The 17,311-nt window shown below is 66.9% G+C and carries 15 protein-coding genes and 2 pseudogenes; 8 read left to right on the forward strand and 9 right to left on the reverse strand.

The window, feature by feature from the left end; translation table 11 throughout:
- Positions 1 to 24: 24 nt before the first annotated feature.
- Complete coding sequence (locus tag ACFVTE_RS23020; protein WP_387104758.1) at positions 25 to 1,047, reverse strand: PHP domain-containing protein; 1,023 nt, start codon at positions 1,045 to 1,047, stop codon at positions 25 to 27.
- A gap of 24 nt (positions 1,048 to 1,071) precedes the next feature.
- Positions 1,072 to 1,449 carry a VOC family protein gene (locus ACFVTE_RS23025; protein ID WP_387104760.1) on the reverse strand — a complete coding sequence of 126 codons (378 nt, stop codon included), beginning with the start codon at positions 1,447 to 1,449 and terminating at the stop codon, positions 1,072 to 1,074.
- A gap of 142 nt (positions 1,450 to 1,591) precedes the next feature.
- Between ACFVTE_RS23025 and ACFVTE_RS23030 the strand changes: the two genes are divergently transcribed.
- From ACFVTE_RS23030 to ACFVTE_RS23060, 7 genes are all read left to right on the forward strand, one after another.
- Complete coding sequence (locus ACFVTE_RS23030; protein WP_387104762.1) at positions 1,592 to 2,221, forward strand: hypothetical protein; 630 nt, start codon at positions 1,592 to 1,594, stop codon at positions 2,219 to 2,221.
- 43 nt (positions 2,222 to 2,264) lie between these two features.
- Positions 2,265 to 2,732, forward strand: coding sequence for an SRPBCC family protein (locus ACFVTE_RS23035; RefSeq protein ID WP_387104764.1), 468 nt, complete (start codon positions 2,265 to 2,267; stop codon positions 2,730 to 2,732).
- A 107-nt stretch (positions 2,733 to 2,839) separates the two neighbouring features.
- Entirely contained in the window at positions 2,840 to 3,046 is a 207-nt protein-coding gene (locus ACFVTE_RS23040; RefSeq protein ID WP_387104767.1) for a hypothetical protein, read from the forward strand.
- 148 nt (positions 3,047 to 3,194) lie between these two features.
- Positions 3,195 to 3,809 (forward strand): TetR/AcrR family transcriptional regulator, encoded by a 615-nt coding sequence (locus ACFVTE_RS23045; RefSeq protein ID WP_387104768.1) that lies wholly within the window; start codon positions 3,195 to 3,197, stop codon positions 3,807 to 3,809.
- A 123-nt stretch (positions 3,810 to 3,932) separates the two neighbouring features.
- The gene (locus ACFVTE_RS23050) at positions 3,933 to 4,856 is read left to right on the forward strand and encodes an AEC family transporter (RefSeq protein WP_387104771.1); all 924 of its coding nucleotides are present in this window, start codon (positions 3,933 to 3,935) and stop codon (positions 4,854 to 4,856) included.
- Positions 4,857 to 4,905: 49 nt separating this feature from the next.
- On the forward strand, positions 4,906 to 6,084 hold the full coding sequence (locus ACFVTE_RS23055; protein WP_387104773.1) for a cytochrome P450: 1,179 nt from the start codon (positions 4,906 to 4,908) through the stop codon (positions 6,082 to 6,084).
- Between the two features lie 117 nt (positions 6,085 to 6,201).
- Positions 6,202 to 7,008, forward strand: coding sequence for a hypothetical protein (locus tag ACFVTE_RS23060; protein WP_387104776.1), 807 nt, complete (start codon positions 6,202 to 6,204; stop codon positions 7,006 to 7,008).
- Here the strand turns inward: ACFVTE_RS23060 and ACFVTE_RS23065 are convergent.
- From ACFVTE_RS23065 to ACFVTE_RS23080, 4 genes are all read right to left on the reverse strand, one after another.
- Positions 6,993 to 8,195: a fumarylacetoacetate hydrolase family protein gene (locus ACFVTE_RS23065; RefSeq protein WP_387104778.1), complete on the reverse strand. Its 1,203-nt coding sequence runs from the start codon at positions 8,193 to 8,195 to the stop codon at positions 6,993 to 6,995. The genes ACFVTE_RS23060 and ACFVTE_RS23065 overlap by 16 nt on opposite strands.
- The gene (locus ACFVTE_RS23070) at positions 8,192 to 9,727 is read right to left on the reverse strand and encodes an aldehyde dehydrogenase (NADP(+)) (RefSeq protein ID WP_387104780.1); all 1,536 of its coding nucleotides are present in this window, start codon (positions 9,725 to 9,727) and stop codon (positions 8,192 to 8,194) included. Before ACFVTE_RS23070 ends, ACFVTE_RS23065 begins: the two co-directional genes overlap by 4 nt.
- Entirely contained in the window at positions 9,724 to 11,070 is a 1,347-nt protein-coding gene (locus ACFVTE_RS23075; RefSeq protein WP_387104782.1) for an L-fuconate dehydratase, read from the reverse strand. The genes ACFVTE_RS23070 and ACFVTE_RS23075 overlap by 4 nt, the downstream gene beginning before the upstream one ends.
- A 189-nt stretch (positions 11,071 to 11,259) precedes the next feature.
- Positions 11,260 to 11,982, reverse strand: coding sequence for a GntR family transcriptional regulator (locus ACFVTE_RS23080; RefSeq protein WP_387104784.1), 723 nt, complete (start codon positions 11,980 to 11,982; stop codon positions 11,260 to 11,262).
- A gap of 226 nt (positions 11,983 to 12,208) precedes the next feature.
- Between ACFVTE_RS23080 and ACFVTE_RS23085 the strand changes: the two genes are divergently transcribed.
- On the forward strand, positions 12,209 to 13,546 hold the full coding sequence (locus tag ACFVTE_RS23085) for an MFS transporter (RefSeq protein ID WP_387104786.1): 1,338 nt from the start codon (positions 12,209 to 12,211) through the stop codon (positions 13,544 to 13,546).
- A 112-nt stretch (positions 13,547 to 13,658) separates the two neighbouring features.
- Here ACFVTE_RS23085 and ACFVTE_RS23090 read toward each other — a convergent pair whose 3' ends face one another.
- The 3 genes and pseudogenes from ACFVTE_RS23090 to ACFVTE_RS23100 form a co-directional block, all read right to left on the reverse strand.
- Entirely contained in the window at positions 13,659 to 14,141 is a 483-nt protein-coding gene (locus ACFVTE_RS23090; RefSeq protein ID WP_387104789.1) for a pyridoxamine 5'-phosphate oxidase family protein, read from the reverse strand.
- Between the two features lie 99 nt (positions 14,142 to 14,240).
- Positions 14,241 to 15,754: pseudogene (locus tag ACFVTE_RS23095) on the reverse strand (APC family permease).
- 66 nt (positions 15,755 to 15,820) lie between these two features.
- Positions 15,821 to 17,236 (reverse strand): annotated as a pseudogene (locus ACFVTE_RS23100) (flavin monoamine oxidase family protein); the annotation flags it as partial.
- Between the last annotated feature and the right edge of the window lie 75 nt (positions 17,237 to 17,311).

Genomic DNA, 17,311 nt, shown 5'->3' on the forward strand with positions numbered 1-17,311 from the left:
ATTCTTGAGCAACATTCCGTGCCGCTAGTTCCTGCTGTTCAGCCACTCCAGGAGCCGGCCCAGCGGCCATGTGGTGATGATCCGCTCGGCCGGAACACCGTTGCGTTCGGCCCGCTCGGCGCCGTATTGCAGGAAGTCGAGCTGGCCCGGGGCATGGGCGTCGCTGTCGATGCTGAACAGGCAGCCGGCCTCCAGCGCCAGCTGCATCAGGTTGTCCGGCGGGTCCTGCCGTTCCGGCCGGGAATTGATTTCGACGGCGACATTGGCTTCCGCGCACGCCGCGAAGACCCGCTCGGCGTCGAATTCGGACTCGGGACGGGTTCCGCGGGATCCCTGCAGCAGGCGGCCGGTGCAGTGGCCCAGCACATTGGTGTGGGGGTCGGAGATGCCGCCGAGCATCCGCTCCGTCATGGTGCGCCGGTCCGAGCGGAGCTTCGAGTGCACGCTGGCCACCACCACGTCCAGCCGGTCCAGCATCTCCGGCGCCTGGTCCAGCTCGCCGTTTTCCAGGATGTCCACCTCGATGCCGGACAGCAGCCGGAAGCCGCCATCGGCGTCGCCGTTCAGTCCTGCCACGACGTCCAGCTGCTCGCCGAGCCGTTCGGCAGTCAGCCCGTTGGCAATTTTGAGGTTCGGCGAGTGGTCCGTCAGGGCAAGGTATTCCCGGCCCAGGTGCCGGGCGGCGTCGGCCATCAGCTCCGGCGGGGAACCGCCGTCGGACCAGTCGCTGTGGCTGTGCAGGTCGCCGCGGAGCAGCGGGCGCAGCCCGTCTCCCCCGGCGGCGAGCGGCTTGGCGCCGCCCTGCCGCAGCTTTTCCAGGTAGTCCGGGACGTCGCCGTCCACAGCCTGCCGGATCACGGTGAAGGTGGTGTCCCCGATCCCCTTCGTCCGCTTGAGCCGGCCGTCCCGGGCGCGCTCTGCCACCTCGTCCGGCGTCAGTCCGCCGATCACACCGGCCGCCTTCCGGAAGGCCTGGACCTTGAACGTCGGCGCGGCGGAGCGCTCGAGCCAGAAGGCGATCTCGTTGAGGGCGTCAGCGGCGTCCATTCTGCCCCTTTCCGGCGGCGGTTTTCAGTCCTGGTGCAGCTGGATGTAGTTGCCGCAGCCGTCGTCGAACACTGCGGAGATCCCGGACGGGTCCTCGGCGGGCTCGCCGCGGAACTGGACGCCGGCGGCGGCCAACCGCTCATACTCGGCCCGGACGTCCGGTGCGCCAAAGACGATGGCGGGGATCCCGGCGTCGTACAGTCCCTTGCTGTAGGCGGAGGCGATCGGGTTGTCGCTGGGCTCCAGCAGCAGGCCCACGGTGCCGGCCGCTCCAGGGTCCTTGACGATGAAGAGATTGTGCTCGGGCATGGCCATGAGCGTGTCGAAGCCGAGGGTCTCCGTGTAGAAGGAGTGCGCCGCGGCAGGGTCCAGCACGTGGATGCTGCACATTTTGAGTCGCATGGCGCCTACGCTACGCCGCACCGCCGCCGCTGCAAACCCGGCCATTGACCGTGGCTGCACCCATTGACCCGGGCCTCCGCAGGGGCTGCAATTTAAGTGCGGCCCGAATTGCCGGGCAGCGCCCGTCTTGGGAGGTGCAGTGGTGCCCGCAGTTTCCGAAGCCGCCCCCTTGGGGCTGCTGCAGCTGGTCCTCTGGAGCGCAGTGCTGGCGGCCGCTGTCGCCTGCACGGTTTTCGTGGTGCGCCACCATCTAAGGACGTCCGACGGCGACAGTTCAGACCGGCTCTTCTGGGACCTTTTCGGCGGGGCAGTGGTGATAGCCCCGGCACTGCTCATTCCTGCAGTGGCTTCGCCGCCGGCTGGCCTGGCGCTTGCCGCCGTGGCGGGGTTGAGCGGCATCGCCGCCTACCGCAGCAGCCCTGCGGTGCTTTCCTGGCACGACGCCCGGCGGCAGCGCCGGGTGGACGGGCCGCGGTGCCTGGCGGCCGCCGTCGTGCATGAGGAGATCGTGGGACGCTGGGCGCGCTACGAACTCGACCCCGCACTGGCCATCAGCTACCCGGACCTGGCGGACGTGCGGCGGCCTGAAACCGCTGCGTTTGTGAAGGCCCTGCGGGAGGCCGAGACGCTGAAGTCCCTCGCTGACCCCCGGTATCCGCACGCCGTGGAGCGCCTTGGCCAGGCGCTGGACTGCGCGGAAGCCGCCGCAGGCGTCCCGCCAAGCCTTCGGCCTGCCCTTAGTGCAAGTGGCGACACGGCCGCCAACAGCTGACGACAGCCGCGAGAACGGCGCGCTGCGTCCTTAGTATGGGGCCATGTCAACATACTCAGTGTCGCGCAGCACAGTGATCCCTGCCCCCGCAAAGGATGTGTTTCCGCTGGTCAACAGCTTCCGTGAGTGGCCCAAGTGGTCGCCGTGGGAGTCCGTAGACCCTGATATGAAACGGACCTACTCCGGCGCGGAATCCGGCGCCGGCGCCAAGTACGCCTGGAGCGGCAACCGCAAGGCAGGCGCCGGCAACATGGAAATCGTCGAGTCGCAGGAGCCTGACGTGATCAGGATCCGGCTGGAGTTCACCAAGCCGTTCCCGGGCGTGAACCCCACCATCTTTACGTTCGTTCCGGAGGGCGGCGGCACCCGCGTCACCTGGGCGATGACCGGCGAGCACAAGGGCATCGGCAAGGTTTTTGCAGTGTTCATGAACATGGACAAGATGGTGGGCGGTGACTTCGAGAAGGGCCTGTCGTCGCTGGCCGCTGCCGCCGCGAGCAGGCAGGCCTAGTCCCGCCGCCCGGCCCGGGTTCCTTGCCCGGCACTTGTTAGGTGGGCCTTTTTCCGGAAAAGTAGTAAGCACCCTTAGCAGTTCCGGAATGGCAAAGGAGAAACACCATGCAGATCGACAAGTCCCAGATCCTCGAATTCCTCAGGTCCCAGGGCGACAACGACAAGGCCGCCCAGGCCGATTCGCAGCTGCCGGACCAGGTGGACACCGACCAGCACGCCGGGCTCCTCTCCCAGCTCGGCATCAACCCTGCCGACCTGCTGGGCAGGCTTCCCGGCGGGTTGGGGGACAAGCTTGGAGGCCTCGGACTGTAGCGGGGCCGAAGCTACCGAAAGGACGGGTTCAGCTTGGGGCCCGTCTTTTCCGTGTGCGCTGTCTTTTCTGTCTGCTCCGGCGCTGGATTATCGTCTAAACAGAGCCGTGATCGACGCACGGACACCAACCGACGGAGGGGCAGGACGCATGAAGCCAGCAGCTGCGCCGCGGCAGCGTCGCCTCCGGCAGGATTCGATCCGCAACCAGCAGGAACTCGTTGTGGCTGTCGGCGAGCTTCTCCGCGAGGACCCGGATTCGGCAACCATGCCCGCCGTGGCCGAACGTGCGGGCCTCTCCCTGGCGACCGCTTACAGGTACTTCCCCACGCTCGACGAACTGCACCGCAAGTTCATGCTGAGCGTCATCGACGAGCTGCACGAGTCCACAAAGACCTTGCAAAGCACCGGCATGGACCTGTTCAGGGGCACCATGGCGCAATGGCTCCAAGTGGTGGCAGAGTACGGCCCCGCCATGGTTCTTGTCCGCTCCCGCGAAGGGTTCCTGACGAGGCTTAAGGCCGGCGAACCTCACGCCCGCGCACTCGAACGCGTATGGGGACCACCCATCCGGCAGCTGCTCGAGGAAGCCAACATTGACGGAAACCAGCTTCCTTACGCACTTTCCCTGTTCAACGCCATGTTCAATTCCAGGGAGATTATGGATTTCCGCGCCGTGGAAAACATCCCGGACGAGCAGCTCGTAGAGCGGTGCAGCCGCCTGTACTGGAGCGCAATTCAGGGGTTGCGTGTCTCTTTAGACTGACCCGCTGCCCCAAACCCGGGAGCTTTTGGAACGCCATCCCGGCTCTAAATAACACTGTACTCTTAGATAAGAGTCGGGCACACGGCGTCGCAATAGCTACAAAAGACGATTGAGGACAGCGGCTTGGATGGGGTCTTAAAGGGATTCTTTGTGGTGGGCATGGTCCTGCTCGTCGGCTACATATTGGCCAGGACAAACGCCCTTGGGCCGCACGGAACGAAGGTGCTGTCAACCTTGACGTTCATGGTCGGGCTGCCGAGCCTGATGTTCTCCACGATCGCTTCCCGGCACATCTCCGAAGTACTCAGCCAGACAGGCCTGATCTCCGTCGTCACGGCGATTTGCTGCATGGCGCTGTTCGCGCTCAGCGGGGCAATCGGCAGGTGGGGCGTCAGGCGCACCACGGTCGGCGCGCTGGCCACGGGAATCGTCAATTCCACGAACCTCGGCGTTCCGCTGTCTCTGTACATCCTTGGAAGTGCCACGTTCGTCACCCCCATCATGCTCTTCCAGCTGGCGCTCGTGACCCCGGTGGCACTGACCATCCTCGACCTGACCGATCCCGAGGGGAAAAGGGCCTCAGTGTGGAGCATCCTGTCCACTCCCCTGCGCAACCCCGTCACGGTAGCGGCCATTCTCGGCGTCATCGTCAGCGCGGCCGGGATTGAACTTCCCGCCCTGGTGCTGGATCCGTTGAAACTCGTTGCCCAGCTGACGGTGCCGCTGATGCTGATCATCTTCGGCATGTCGCTGCACGGCCTGTCACCGCGCCAGGACACGGTGGACCGCGTCCCTACCGTGTTCGCGGTGATTCTGAAATCGGCCGTCCAGCCGTTACTCGCCTGGCTGCTGGCCGTGTTCGTGTTCCGCCTCGATACCTTCAGCACCTTCGTTGTCACAGCCTGCGCGATCCTTCCCACCGGCCAGAACGTGGTCCTCTACGCCGTCCGGTACGGCGTGGGCCAGAACCTTGCGCAAACCACGGCAGTGGTGACATCGGCCCTGGCAATCCCGATGCTTCTGGGCGCGGCCTGGATGTTTGGCTGATTCCGGCCAGACTGCTGACGGCGGGCTCCTCCCCGGCATAAACTGCGCCATGGACTTCGTGAACAGTGACGGGCCTTCGCTGGATCCCTTCCCGCAGTACGAACGGATGCGGGAATCAGCCCCCGTCTACCACGACGAACAATCCGGAAGCTGGCATGTCTACAGGTACGACGACGTCCAGCGGGTTCTGTCCGAACACGGCACGTTCTCTTCGAAAATGGGAGGCGACGATCCGTCGGAGACGGGCCAGCTGTTCGCGGCGAGCCTGATCACCGCAGATCCGCCCCGGCACCGGCAGCTGCGCTCCCTGGTGACCCAGGCGTTCACCCCGAAGGCAGTGGACGGCCTCGCGCCCCGTATCTCGGCGCTGGCGGAGGAGCTGCTGGACGGGATTGCTTCCAGGGGATCCGCCGACCTCATCGCCGAGCTGGCCTACCCGCTGCCCGTGATCGTCATCGCCGAGCTCATGGGCATCCCCGCCGAGGACCGCGACCGGTTCAAACACTGGTCCGACGTCATCGTCAGCCAGACGCAGTCCGGAGCCCGGACCGCCGACCACAGCACCACGAACCGGGAAATGGTGGAGTATTTCCTGGCCCTCATCGAGCACCGCAGGAGACAGCCCGGGAATGACCTGATCAGCAGTCTGCTGGGGGCCGAGATCGACGGGCAGAAACTGAGCGTGGCCGAACTGCTGGGCTTCTGCAGCCTGCTCCTGGTGGCCGGCAATGAGACCACCACCAACCTGATCGGGAACGCGGTCCTAAGTTTCACCGAAACCCCCGGGACACTGGAACGGCTTCGCGCCGAACCCTCATTGCTTCCCCAGGCCATTGAAGAAGTGCTCCGCTACCGTTCTCCTGTCCAGTCGATGTACCGGGTGACAGCCGGCGCCACAACGTTGGGAGACGTCCAGGTTCCGGCCGGCGCCCCGCTGGTGGCCTGGATCGGTTCGGCCAACCGCGATGAGCGCCAGTTCCACAATCCCGGGCAGTTCAACCCGGACCGGACGCCAAACCGGCACCTGGCCTTCGGCCACGGCATCCACTTCTGCCTCGGCGCCCCGCTGGCCAGGCTCGAAGCCAGGATCGCACTGCAGTCCGTTCTGGAGCGGCTCCCCGGACTTACCCTCGCCCCGGGAGCCCGCCTCGAACGGATGGACAGCACCATCGTCTACGGAGTCAAGGAGCTGCCGGTCAGCTGGCAGGCGCCAAAGGAGCAGCGGTGACCACGCTTAGCGGCGACGACGCCACCGAACGCAGGTCAGCCTGGTGTGCCTCTTGACCCCGGCCGCCCGTGGAACCGATGCTTGTTTCTTCGTTCTGTCACCGTGCGAGGAAGGCCGATGATGTCCGCTACTCGATCCGTTCTGTCCAATTTCCGCTGGTTCCCGGCACTGGCCGTCACCGTCCTGCTGATGCTTCAGGCCGTTCCGGCCGAGGCCGCCCCCAATCCCTCTGTCGGCAATGACGTCTCGTGGCCCCAGTGCGGCAAGGCCCTGCCGAAGGGGCAGGCCTTCGGCATTGTGGGGGTCAACAACGGCCTGGCGAACACCACGAACCCGTGCCTGGCCACCCAGCTGACATGGGCAGGATCCTCGTCCGGCACCACGGGGCAACCCAGGGTGCAGCTGTACGTCAACACCGCCAACCCCGGGCTGGCCGGCAGCTGGTGGCCCACCAGCAACACCTACGCCGGAACGAAGGTCTTCAACCCCTACGGGGACTGCAAGGCGAACGACGTCGGTCCGGCCTGCTCCTACATGTACGGCTGGGCCAAGGCCTACGACGACGCGTACATCCGCGGCATCAGCAACCCCTCCGGCTACACCTGGTGGCTGGATGTGGAAACCGGGAACTCCTGGTCCGGTGACAAGGTGGCCAACCGGGCGGATCTGGAGGGAATGGTCGCATTTTTCGGCAGCATCAACGCCAAGACCGGCATCTACTCCACCGCAACCCAGTGGTCACAGATCACCGGCGCCGTCCCGTCCACCAGCCCGCTGTACACGCTGCCCAGCTGGCTGGCCGGGGCACGGACCCTGACCGCGGCCAGCCGCAACTGCTCGAGCGCGCCGCTGACCGGCGGCGGCACAGTCTCGCTCACGCAGTACGTCTCCGGCGGCTTCGACTACGACTACTCCTGCACCTGACGCTGCTCCATCTGGTGCTGCTCCTCGAGGTAGGCAAAGAGCTGCCGCAGGCCGAAGGTCCACTCCGGAAGCTCCTCCGCGGCACCCACGCGGTTGACGAGGGCGCCGAGGTGGCGGCTGCGGATGGTCACAACATCCCCGTGCTTGTGCGTGAACCCCTGCCCCGGCTCGTCGCGGTCCTGCGTCGGCGCGAACAGCGTGCCGGTGAACAGGGCAAAGCCGTCCGGATACTGGTGGTGCCTGCCGCGGGTGGCCGCCGCGAGCTCCTCGAAGGGCCTGCTGATCCTCGCCAGCGTGTTCCGTCCCTCGAGCAGATAGCCGTCCCGGCCCTCGACGCGCAGCAGGATCTCCTCCCCGCGCAGCGTATCCAGGGTGAAGTCGCCGTCGAAGAGCCTGATCAGCGGCCCCAGCGCGCTGGACGCGTTGTTGTCCTTGGCCTTGCCCAGCAGCAGCGCACTGCGGCCCTCGACGTCGCGCAGGTTGACGTCGTTGCCGAGCGTGGCGCCCACCACCTCGCCGCAGGACGTGGCGACCAGGACCAGTTCCGGTTCCGGGTTGTTCCACGACGAGAACGCCGGGATCCCGATGCCCGCGCCCAGGCCCACCGAGGACAGCACCGGCGCCTTCGTGAACACCTCCGGGTCCGGCCCGATGCCCACCTCGAGGTACTGCGACCACAGACCTTCGGCAATCAGCACCCGCTTGGCTTCCGCCGCCTCCGCGGAGCCCGGCCGGACCGCTGCGATGCTTCCGCCGAGCGCCTTCCCGACACGCTCGCGCATCTCTGCCGCCCGTCCGGCGTCACCGGCGCACCGTTCCTCGATCACGCGCTCGATCATGCTGTCCACGAATGTCACGCCACAGGCCTTGATGACCTGCAGGTCAACCGGGGCGAGCAGGTGCGGGCGTGCAGTGTCGCCCGCCAGCGAGGCGGCGACGACGTCGGCCGCCGCCCACCGCTGCAACACCGCCGCCGGGTCAAGGAGGGCCGCCCGGACTGCGGTGGCTGGATCAGGCAGTTCGAGCAGTTCCGACACGGTGCCGGCAAGGCCGGTCAGGTCGACGGCGGAGTCCCCGCTGAGTGCCACCACGCGGGGACCGCCGGTGACAGGGTCCCAGAGCCGGCCAACCAGCAGCGCCTGGCCAGCGTCATCGGGCAGGACAGAACTCACCGGCGGCTCGGTCACAGTTGGCCTCCGAGCTCGTCACCGGCACCGGCGAGGGCACCGGCACTGGCGTCGGACGGCCGGCGCCAGACGCCGTCCACCCGCTGCGGAACGTTCCACGGGTTGCTGTCCCGCAGCGGCTCCGGCAGTCGGTCGGCGGGGAACGACTGGTAGGCCACCGGCCGCAGGAAGCGCCGGATGGCGGCGGTCCCCACGGACGTGGTGGCCGACGTCGTGGCCGGATACGGGCCGCCGTGGTTCTGGGCGTAGCTGACGGTGACCCCGGTGGGCCAGCCGTTCCACAGCACCCGGCCACTGATGTCGGTGAGCCGGGCGGCGAGGCCGGCGACGTCGTCGTGCTCTTCGGCCTGCAGCGTAGTGGTGAGCTGCCCCTCGAGCAGCCCGGCGAGGCCCGGAAGCTCAGCCTCGTCCACGTACTCGACCACCAGGCTGGCCGGGCCGAACATCTCCTGCCGCAGGATGCCGGGATCCCTGCGCACCGCGCCGGCCGTGGTGCGCAGGACGGTGGGCGCCGGTGCCGCCGCGAAGTCGCCCTCAAGCAGCACCTCTACTCCGTTGCTGGCACAGAGGCGGCGGACCGCGTCGCCGTAGCCGGCGTGCAGCCGTTCGCTCAGCAGCTGCGCCGGAGCGAAATCCGCAAGGGCCCCGGCCAGGGTGCTTTGGACCTCCCCGCTCCCGGCGGCCGGAACGAACAGCAGCCCCGGTTTGGTGCAGAACTGGCCCATGCCGAGGGTGAAGGAGGCCGCGTAGCCGGTGAGGATCTCCTCGCGGCGGGCCGCCCACGCGTTCGGCGTGACAAAGACAGCGTTGATGCCGCCCAGTTCGCCGAAGAACGGGATGGGTTCGGGCCGCGCGGCAGCGCGGTCCAGCAGCGCCCGGCCGCCCGCCGTCGAACCCGTGAAGCCGATGGCCTTCACCAGCGGATGGTCCACGAGCGCCTCGGCTGCCCGCCGTCCGGAAACCAGGGAGAACAGGCCCGACGGCGCCCCGGCGGCTTCCAGCGCGGACGTCACCGTTTGGGCGGTGCGGGCCGCGAGCTCCCGGTGGCCGTCATGCGCCTTGTGCACGACGGCGCAGCCGGCGGCGAGCGCCGAGGCGCTGTCGCCGCCCATCACGCTGAATGCGAAGGGGAAGTTGGAGGCGCCGAAGACGCCCACGACGCCGAGCGGGACGTTCCAGCGCCGCAGGTCCGGGCGGGGACCCATGCCCCAGCCGGGGTCGGCATGGTCAATCGTGGCGTCGAAGTGCTCGCCCTGCAGGATCTCGGCCGCGAAGAGCCGGAGCTGGAAGACAGTGCGCTTGAGCTCCCCCTCAAGCCGGGGGACGCCAAGGTGGGTTTCCCGGGCGGCGATCCCCACCAGGGTTGCGGCATCCTGTTCCAGCCCGGCGGCCACGGCCTCCAGCCAGCCGGCACGGGTGGCCGGTTCCGCGGTCCGGCCACCCTCGAAGGCGGACTGTGCCGCCCCGACGGCAGCGTTCAGTTCCTCGACAGTGGTGCCGTCAGCGATGACCGCAGCGCTTGCGCCGGTCATCGGGTGGCACCGGCGGGAGCGAGGGCCGCGCCTGTGACCGCAGCGCGGCTGCCCACTTCCTGCCATCCGGAGCCCGTCGGGAATTCCCAGCGGGTGCGGGAGGCGCTGAGCATCTCGGCCCCGGTGCCGGGAAGGGCCGGTGCGGCGTAGCGTCCGTCGACGATCCGGACCGGCTCCGCGAAGTGCTCGTGCAGGTGGTCGACGTATTCGATCATGCGGCCTTCCTGGCTGCCGCTGACGGCTGCGTAGTCAAAGAAGGAGAAGTGCTGGACCAGTTCGCACAGGCCCACGCCGCCGGCGTGCGGGCAGACCGGGACGCCGAACTTGGCCGCGAGCAGGAGGTTGGCGATGTTCTCATTGACGCCGCCCACGCGGGTGGAGTCGAGCTGCAGGACGTCGATGGCGCCTGCCTGCAGCAACTGCTTGAACACGATGCGGCTGGCCACGGCCTCACCGGTGGCCACCCGGACCGGAGCGACGCCCTTCCTGATGTCGGCGTGGCCAAGGATGTCATCGGTGCTGGTGGGCTCTTCGATCCAGTATGGGTTGAACTCGGCAAGCTCATTCACCCAGTTGATGGCCTCGGAGACTTCCCAGCGCTGGTTGGCATCAATCGCGATGGGCAGGTCGCCCACAGCCTCGCGGGCAAGGGCCATGCGGCGGCGGTCGTCGCTGATGTCGCCGCCCACTTTGAGTTTGATCATGGAGAAGCCGTCGGCGGCGGCCTCCTTGCTCAGCCGCACCAGCTTCTCGTCGCTGTAGCCGAGCCAGCCGGGCGAGGTGGTGTAGGCCGGGAACCCGTCCGCCTTCAGCGCGGCAATCCGGGCCGCCTTTCCCTCCTGCCCGGCGCGCAGGATCTCCAGCGCCTCCTCGGGGCTCAGGGCGTCACGGATGTGGGTGAAATCGACGACGCTCACCAGCTCTTCCGGGCTCATCTCACTGAGCAGGAGCCAGAGCGGCTTGTTCTCGCGGCGTGCCCGGATGTCCCACAGGGCGCTGACCAGGGCGCCGCAGGCCATCTGCGTCACGCCCTTCTCGGGTCCCAGCCAGCGCAACTGTGAGTCGTGGACCAGGCGCCGGGATGCGCCACCCAGATCGTAGATCAGTTCGTCGATATCCCGGCCGACAAGCAGCCGGGCGTAGGCGTCGATGGCGGCGGTGAGAATCTCGTTGCCGCGGCCGCAGCTGAAGACGAAGCCGTGGCCTTCGTCGCCCGCGTCGGTGCGGATCACAACGTAAGCGGCGGAGTAGTCAGGGTCGACGTTGACCGCGTCGGAGCCGTCAAGCTCCAGGGACGTGGGGAACCGTACGTCCTGTGTGTTGATGGAGGTGATGGAAGGCATGGTGCTTCTTTCGATCTGGGACTGGTTTCAGGTCAGGGCGATTCCTATATGAATTTCGACAATCATATAGGAACTGTGATCCAGATCAAGCCCCTTTTCGCGGCTGTACCCGAACATCTCCCATGTCCGGGCACGAAAAAGCCCCGGCCGCCAGGGCCGGGGCCTTTCCCAGGGACCGGGCAGGTCCGCCTACCTGATGATCCGCTTCCCGGGCGGGCCGACCCCCTCCAGCGGGGCCAGCTCGCCCTCGAAGGCCTGGGAGAACCTGTCGAAGGAGTTGCGGATGTGCCGGGTCATGGCAGCTTCCGCCCCCTCCGGATCACATGCCTCGATAGCATCCGTGACGGCCGAATGCTCCGTCACGGTGATGGCGCCGTCCACGTCCGCGGGATACAGCCGGAAGGTATGGAGGTGGCAATGGGTCTGCGCAAAGGCATGCCGGACTACGGGATTCCCCGAAGCAGCCAGGATGGTGTCGTGAAAGCGCGTGTCGTGCGCCACGAGGTCCTGACGCAGGTCCTTGGTGACCTGCATGGTCTTCCTGAAGCCGGCGAGCTCCTTCTCGAGGGCAGCCGCAGGATTGGCCAGCCGGTCGACGGCGGCCGCCCGGGCAGCCCAGGGTTCCACGAGAAGCCGGAACTCGAACAGCGAGCGCAGTTCGGCCAGATCCAGCAGCGGCGTGGTGCTGTAGCCGCGCCCAGGGCTGTAGACCACCAGATTGTCGCCCTCCAGGCGCTGGAGCACCTCGCGAACCGGCGTCTGGGAGACGCCGAGGCTGCGTGAGACCGCGTCGATGTTGATGCGCGCGCCGGGGGCCATCTCACCCTCGAGAATGGCCGCCCGCATGGACGCGTAGACGTCACTGACGGCAGCCTTTCCGCGGGAAGTATCGGACGATTGACGTGGTGGCACGCGGTTACCTCTTGATTCTGGTCTGGCTGGAGTCGCTGGGGGAATCATAAGCCACGGGCCCCGGCACCTCCGGGCAAAACTTTTTTCGACTGCCCCTTGATCCCCGGCACATGATCTATATGATTAACCAGATTCCTATATGATTTTGGCGCCGACCTCTTCGGCGTCTTCCCCTCCCGCCGGTGCCCACAGCACCCGAAGCCATGTTCACGTCGAAGGAGACCGCATGACTGCGCTCGGAAGCAAGACCGCCGCCACATCCGCCACGCCACCCCGCCTGATGACCCGAAAGCGCTGGGTGATCATCTGGCTCGCCTTTGTCGGCCTCAGCATCAACTACCTGGACCGCTCGAGCCTCAGCGTCGCCCTGCCATTCATGGGCAAGGACTTCGAGCTCACCGCCACCCAGCAGGGACTCATTTTCGCCGCCTTCTTCTGGGCCTACGACTTTTGCCAGCTCGCCGCCGGCTGGTACGTGGACAAGGTGGGTCCCCGCCGGTCCTTCTCCCTGGCGGCGGTCTGGTGGTCCGCCTTCACCATGGTCACGGCGGCCGCGTCCAGCTTTTGGACACTGTTCGCCGCTCGGTTCCTCCTCGGTGTCGGCGAGAGCCCGGCGCCCAGCACCGCGGCCAAGGTGGTGGCCACCTGGTTCCCTGTCCGGGAACGCGCCTTCGCCACCAGCATCTGGGACTCCGGTTCGCGGGTGGGCGCGGTGATCGCACTGCCCATCGTCACCCTGATCGTTGCCCTGACCTCCTGGCATGCGGTGTTCATCATCATCGGCGTCGCCGGCATCATCTGGGCTGCCGTCTGGTGGAAGTACTACCGCAACCCCGAGGAGCACGGGGGCGCCAACGCCGCCGAGGTGGCCTACATCCGCGAAGGCGGCGCCCGCGGCGAATCCAGCGATGATGCCGGCGCCGCCAAGCTCCCGTGGCGTTCGCTCTTCAAGTACCGCACCGTGCTCAGCATGATGTTCGGCTTCTTCTGCCTGAACAGCGCCATCTACTTCTTCATCACGTTCTTCCCCAGCTACCTCGTGAAGGAACGCGGCTTCGACCTCCTGAAGCTGGGCTTCTTCGGCGCCATCCCGGGCATCTGCGCCGTACTCTTCGGCTGGCTCGGCGGCTACCTGGCCGACCGCGCGGTCCGGGCGGGGGCATCCGTGACCAAGGTCCGCAAGACCGCCATCGCCGGCGGCCTGGCCGGCGGATCCGTCATCATGTTCGCCGCGCTGGTGCCCGAAGCGTGGATGGCTCTCGCCCTGCTGTCCGTGGCCTACTCCTGCCTGACCGTGGCCGCCACCGGCATCTGGTCGCTGCCGGCCGACGTCGCCCCCAGCTCCCGCCACGTGGGTTCCATCGGCGGCCTGCAGAACTTCGCCTCCAACCTTGCCGGCATCTTCACCCCGATCCTGATCGGCGTGCTGGTGGACCAGACGGGATCGTTCGTCGCGCCGCTCGCGGTCATCGGTGCGGTGTCCCTGGTCGGTGCTGCGAACTACCTGTTCATTATGGGCAGGATCGAACCGCTGAAGGTCACGGAGACGGCACCGGCCGGCTAGAAACACCAACGCCAACCCAGAAACACCAACGCGGGGTCAGATATCGTCCTTTCCGCCGTCCGGATTGGGCGCTATCTGACCCCGCGTTGGTGTTGGGACCGGGAGTTGGGAGTTACAGCTCGACGGTTCCGCTCTCGCCGACGCTCACGCGGCTGTGGGTGACCTTCGACTTGACCCACTGCAGGACGGTCGCCGCGGTGCCGCCGGGGCTGGTCCAGTACTCGGCGGAATCGGAGTCCACGTGCAGGAGCACCACCTCGGGCGTGTCCGGCCCGTCCGGGAACCAGGCTTCAACCGACTGGTTCCACAGTTCGCGGATCTTGGCCGGATCGCGTACCACTTCGGCGGTCCCGGCCACCGAGACCCACTCGGTGCCCCTGCCGAAGGACACGTTGACCCTGGCATCGGCGGAAACGTGGGCCACCTGGGAGGTTCCCTCCCCGGTGAAGAACCACATGTCGCCGTCGTCCTTCACGTCCTGGACGGCCAGCGGCCGGCTGACCAGGGCGCCTTCCCCGTTGAGGGTGGTGAACATTCCGATATGGGAATGGTTGATGATGTCCGTGACCTTGCTGATGCTTTCCGTGCCCGTCATGCTGTCACCTCGTTCTGTTCGAGTGCGTTCTCAGTACGTTCCGTTGAACCGGGTAGTGCCCTGGCAACTACCCTATTGGTAAGTGTGCTTAGTTTCCAGTCAGAGGCCCCGCGCCAGCACCCCACCGCGGAAGAATTCAGGCCGCATTCGGGCCATCACCAGCATGCTGACCACGCCAAGCAGGATGACGCCCATGCCCAGGACGAACACCATCCCCACGCCGCCCACCGACGAACCGGAACCGTACTCCGGATCCATCGAGTCGTAGGCCGTCTTCACGAACATCACCAGGAGGATCACCCCGCCCAGCAGCGGAGCCAGGAACTTGAAGAGGAACGCCCGGGCACCGCTGAAGGCCACCGCCCGGAAGAACCAGACGCACGCGAGCGCCGTGATCCCGTAGTAGAAGCAGATCATCATGCCCAGGGCCGTGATGGTGTCCCACAGCGCGTTCTCGGACGTGGTCCGGGTGATCACATAGAACGCCGCCGCCGCGACGGCCGCCGCAACCGTGGCATAGCTCGGCGACTTGAACGTGGGGCTGACCTTGCCGAACTTCCCCGGCAGGGCCTTGTAGTGGCCCATAGCCAGCAGCGTCCGCGCCGGGGAGACGAAGGTGGACTGCAGGGAGGCAGCAGAACTGCTCAGGATGGCCAGTGACATCAGGATGGCGAACGGCCCCATGACCGGCCCGGACAGGACGGCGAAGATGCTGGACTGGTTCTCCGGATTGCCGGTGCCCAGGCCGGCCTCCCCCACGCCGGCGAAAGAGAGCGTGGCCAGCGCGGCCATCATGTAGATGGCCACAATAACGACGACGGTCACGGTCGCCGCCCGCCCGGGAGTCTTCTCCGGGTTCCGCGTCTCCTCGTTCATGGTCAGGGTCACGTCCCAGCCCCAGTAGATGAAGATCGACAGTGACACCCCGGCCGCGAAGGCGGAGAAGGAGTCCACGGCGAAGGGGTTGAACCAGTCCGGCGAGATGGCCGTGGCGTCGAAGGCGGTCCCGTTGGCCACGTGGACGAACGCGGAGACGGCGAACCCGCCCAGCACCAGCAGCTGGAACCCCACCAGGACATACTGGACGCCCTTGGTGGTTTCCATGCCCCGGTAGGAGATCCAGCACGCCGCCGCAATGAACACCAGGGTGGTGGCGATGTTCAGCGGCAGGTTCTTTGACAGCTCAGCGATCCCGGGATTGCCGAGCAGCTGGGCGAGCATCAGGTACAAGAAGTCGACGGCGACCGCCGCCAGGTTGGACAGCACGATGATGGTGGCGGCGATCAGCCCCCACCCTCCCATCCAGCCGATCCACGGACCAAAGGCGCGCGTTGCCCATGTGAAGGAGGTTCCGGCGTCGGGCATTGCGCTGTGAGTTCACGGTAGCCGAGCGCCACCAGCAGCATGGGAATGAATCCCACGAGGAAGACCGCCGGCAGGTGTACGCCCACCTCGGACACGGTGGGACCGAGGGCCGCGGTAAGCGTGTACGCCGGCGCGATGCAGGACACCCCGATCACCACCGCGCCGATCAGCCCGACGGACCCGGCCTTGAGGCCCTTTTCACTCAGGCTTTTATGCGCGTCCTGGGTGACGGGGGCTTTTGTACTCATGGGATTGCCTCTCCGGAGTGTCATTCATCGTTGAATGGGGGCGGCCACAGATGCGGCGCCGCGTTGCTAGCCGACGGCGGCCGTTGCGTCCGCCAGTTCAGGCGCCGCTGCTGCGGCCCCGGCGATGCGGGCAGCCGTGGCCTGGCCCATGCGGACCGCCCCGTCCACGTGCTGGTAGCCTTCGGCTGCGAGGTCGGAGGAGCACCAGTAGATGGGGCCGACGGCCGCGTGCTGGTCCTTGCCGTACCGGTGCAGCCCGCCCAGGTCGTAGCTCGCGGCGTAGGCACCGCGCGTCCACTCCTCGGAGCCCCAGTCGGATTCGTAGTACACCTCGGGCTCCAGCGCCTTGTCCCCCAGGAATCGGGCGATCGATTCCAGGATGGCCTTCTTGCGCTCCCCGGCGCTCAGTTCGAAGACGGCGTCGGCCTTTTCGTCGGAGATGAAGCCGACGAGTGTTCCGCGGGTGTCGCCGTGGTTGGTGTTGTCGTAGACCTCCTGGACCAGCGAGCCGGCGCCGAATCCGGTGCCGGAGAGCCCGTCCTCGCGCCAGAACGGCGTGCTGTAGACGGCGTGGACCTTGATGACCAGGCCCAGGGACTGGTGCTGGTGCATCTGGTGCTGGCGGCGCGGCAGCGGCGGGTTGAAGGAGACCCGGGAGTACAGGTTGGGCGGCACGGCCATGATCACGAAGCGCGCGTTTACCGTGGCCCGGTCGGAGACGGCGGTGACGCGGTGGCCGTTTTGGCCGTCGGCTTCCCAGTTGATGGTCCGCACCGGGCTGTTAAGGACGACGTCGGCACCCAGTTCCGCTGCCTGCAGCAGGGAAACCTGCTGCATCCCGCCGATGACCCGCTTATCCAGGATGAAGTCCTCATCTGTCAGGTGGGTGAAGGAACCGGCGGAGGCGGCCATCAGGACTGCCTGCAGGGCGGAGAAGGCGTGCGCCGGCTTGGTGAGCATGCCGCCGGCGATGAACAGCCCGATGTTGTTGCAGGCTTCCTCGTCCGGGGAGTTCTGCCGCAGCCAGTGGTGGAAGGAGATGGTGTCCAGCTCCCGCGCCTTGGGGTGCGCCCACGGTTCGGTGGCGCCGATCTCGGCCGCCAGTTCGTCCAGCAGCGCGGTGAGCTTGTCCATCTCGGCAGCCGTGGTGGCGCCGACCGGGAACATGTCCCCCGTGTAGCGGACCGGCGTGCCGTCCGCCCCGATGTAGACGGACTCTCCGTCCCGGTAGCGCGAATAGGTGTCCAGGCCGAGCTCGTCCAGCAGGGCCAGCAGTGCGGTCTGGTCCGGCGAGACCCACTGGCCGCCGATCTCGAGCATGGCACCGTCCACGGTGTCGGTCCACGTCCGGCCGCCCACGCGGTCACGGGCTTCGAGCACGGCGACGGTCAGGCCCGCCTTTTTCAGTTCGCGGGCAGCGGTGAGGCCGGAGGGGCCGGCTCCGACGATCACTACGTCGCGGTCAAGATTCAGCATGATGTCCTTTCTCCGTGGTCGCGTAAGTGATGCGAACCACTAAATGAATGCCATTCATTTATAAGAACTATAGAGCCTTTG

Source organism: Arthrobacter sp. NPDC058097 (assembly GCF_042884885.1).
Taxonomy (GTDB): domain Bacteria; phylum Actinomycetota; class Actinomycetes; order Actinomycetales; family Micrococcaceae; genus Arthrobacter.

What these genes read in the sequence shown, in the direction of transcription:
- ACFVTE_RS23040 (WP_387104767.1), top strand. Translation starts at nt 2,840, where the DNA reads ATGCAGATCGACAAGTCCCAGATCCTCGAATTCCTCAGGTCCCAGGGC.
- ACFVTE_RS23025 (WP_387104760.1), bottom strand. Translation starts at nt 1,449, where the DNA reads ATGCGACTCAAAATGTGCAGCATCCACGTGCTGGACCCTGCCGCGGCG.
- ACFVTE_RS23045 (WP_387104768.1), top strand. Translation starts at nt 3,195, where the DNA reads ATGAAGCCAGCAGCTGCGCCGCGGCAGCGTCGCCTCCGGCAGGATTCG.
- ACFVTE_RS23060 (WP_387104776.1), top strand. Translation starts at nt 6,202, where the DNA reads ATGATGTCCGCTACTCGATCCGTTCTGTCCAATTTCCGCTGGTTCCCG.
- ACFVTE_RS23020 (WP_387104758.1), bottom strand. Translation starts at nt 1,047, where the DNA reads ATGGACGCCGCTGACGCCCTCAACGAGATCGCCTTCTGGCTCGAGCGC.
- ACFVTE_RS23075 (WP_387104782.1), bottom strand. Translation starts at nt 11,070, where the DNA reads ATGCCTTCCATCACCTCCATCAACACACAGGACGTACGGTTCCCCACG.
- ACFVTE_RS23070 (WP_387104780.1), bottom strand. Translation starts at nt 9,727, where the DNA reads ATGACCGGCGCAAGCGCTGCGGTCATCGCTGACGGCACCACTGTCGAG.
- ACFVTE_RS23085 (WP_387104786.1), top strand. Translation starts at nt 12,209, where the DNA reads ATGACTGCGCTCGGAAGCAAGACCGCCGCCACATCCGCCACGCCACCC.
- ACFVTE_RS23055 (WP_387104773.1), top strand. Translation starts at nt 4,906, where the DNA reads ATGGACTTCGTGAACAGTGACGGGCCTTCGCTGGATCCCTTCCCGCAG.
- ACFVTE_RS23035 (WP_387104764.1), top strand. Translation starts at nt 2,265, where the DNA reads ATGTCAACATACTCAGTGTCGCGCAGCACAGTGATCCCTGCCCCCGCA.
- ACFVTE_RS23090 (WP_387104789.1), bottom strand. Translation starts at nt 14,141, where the DNA reads ATGACGGGCACGGAAAGCATCAGCAAGGTCACGGACATCATCAACCAT.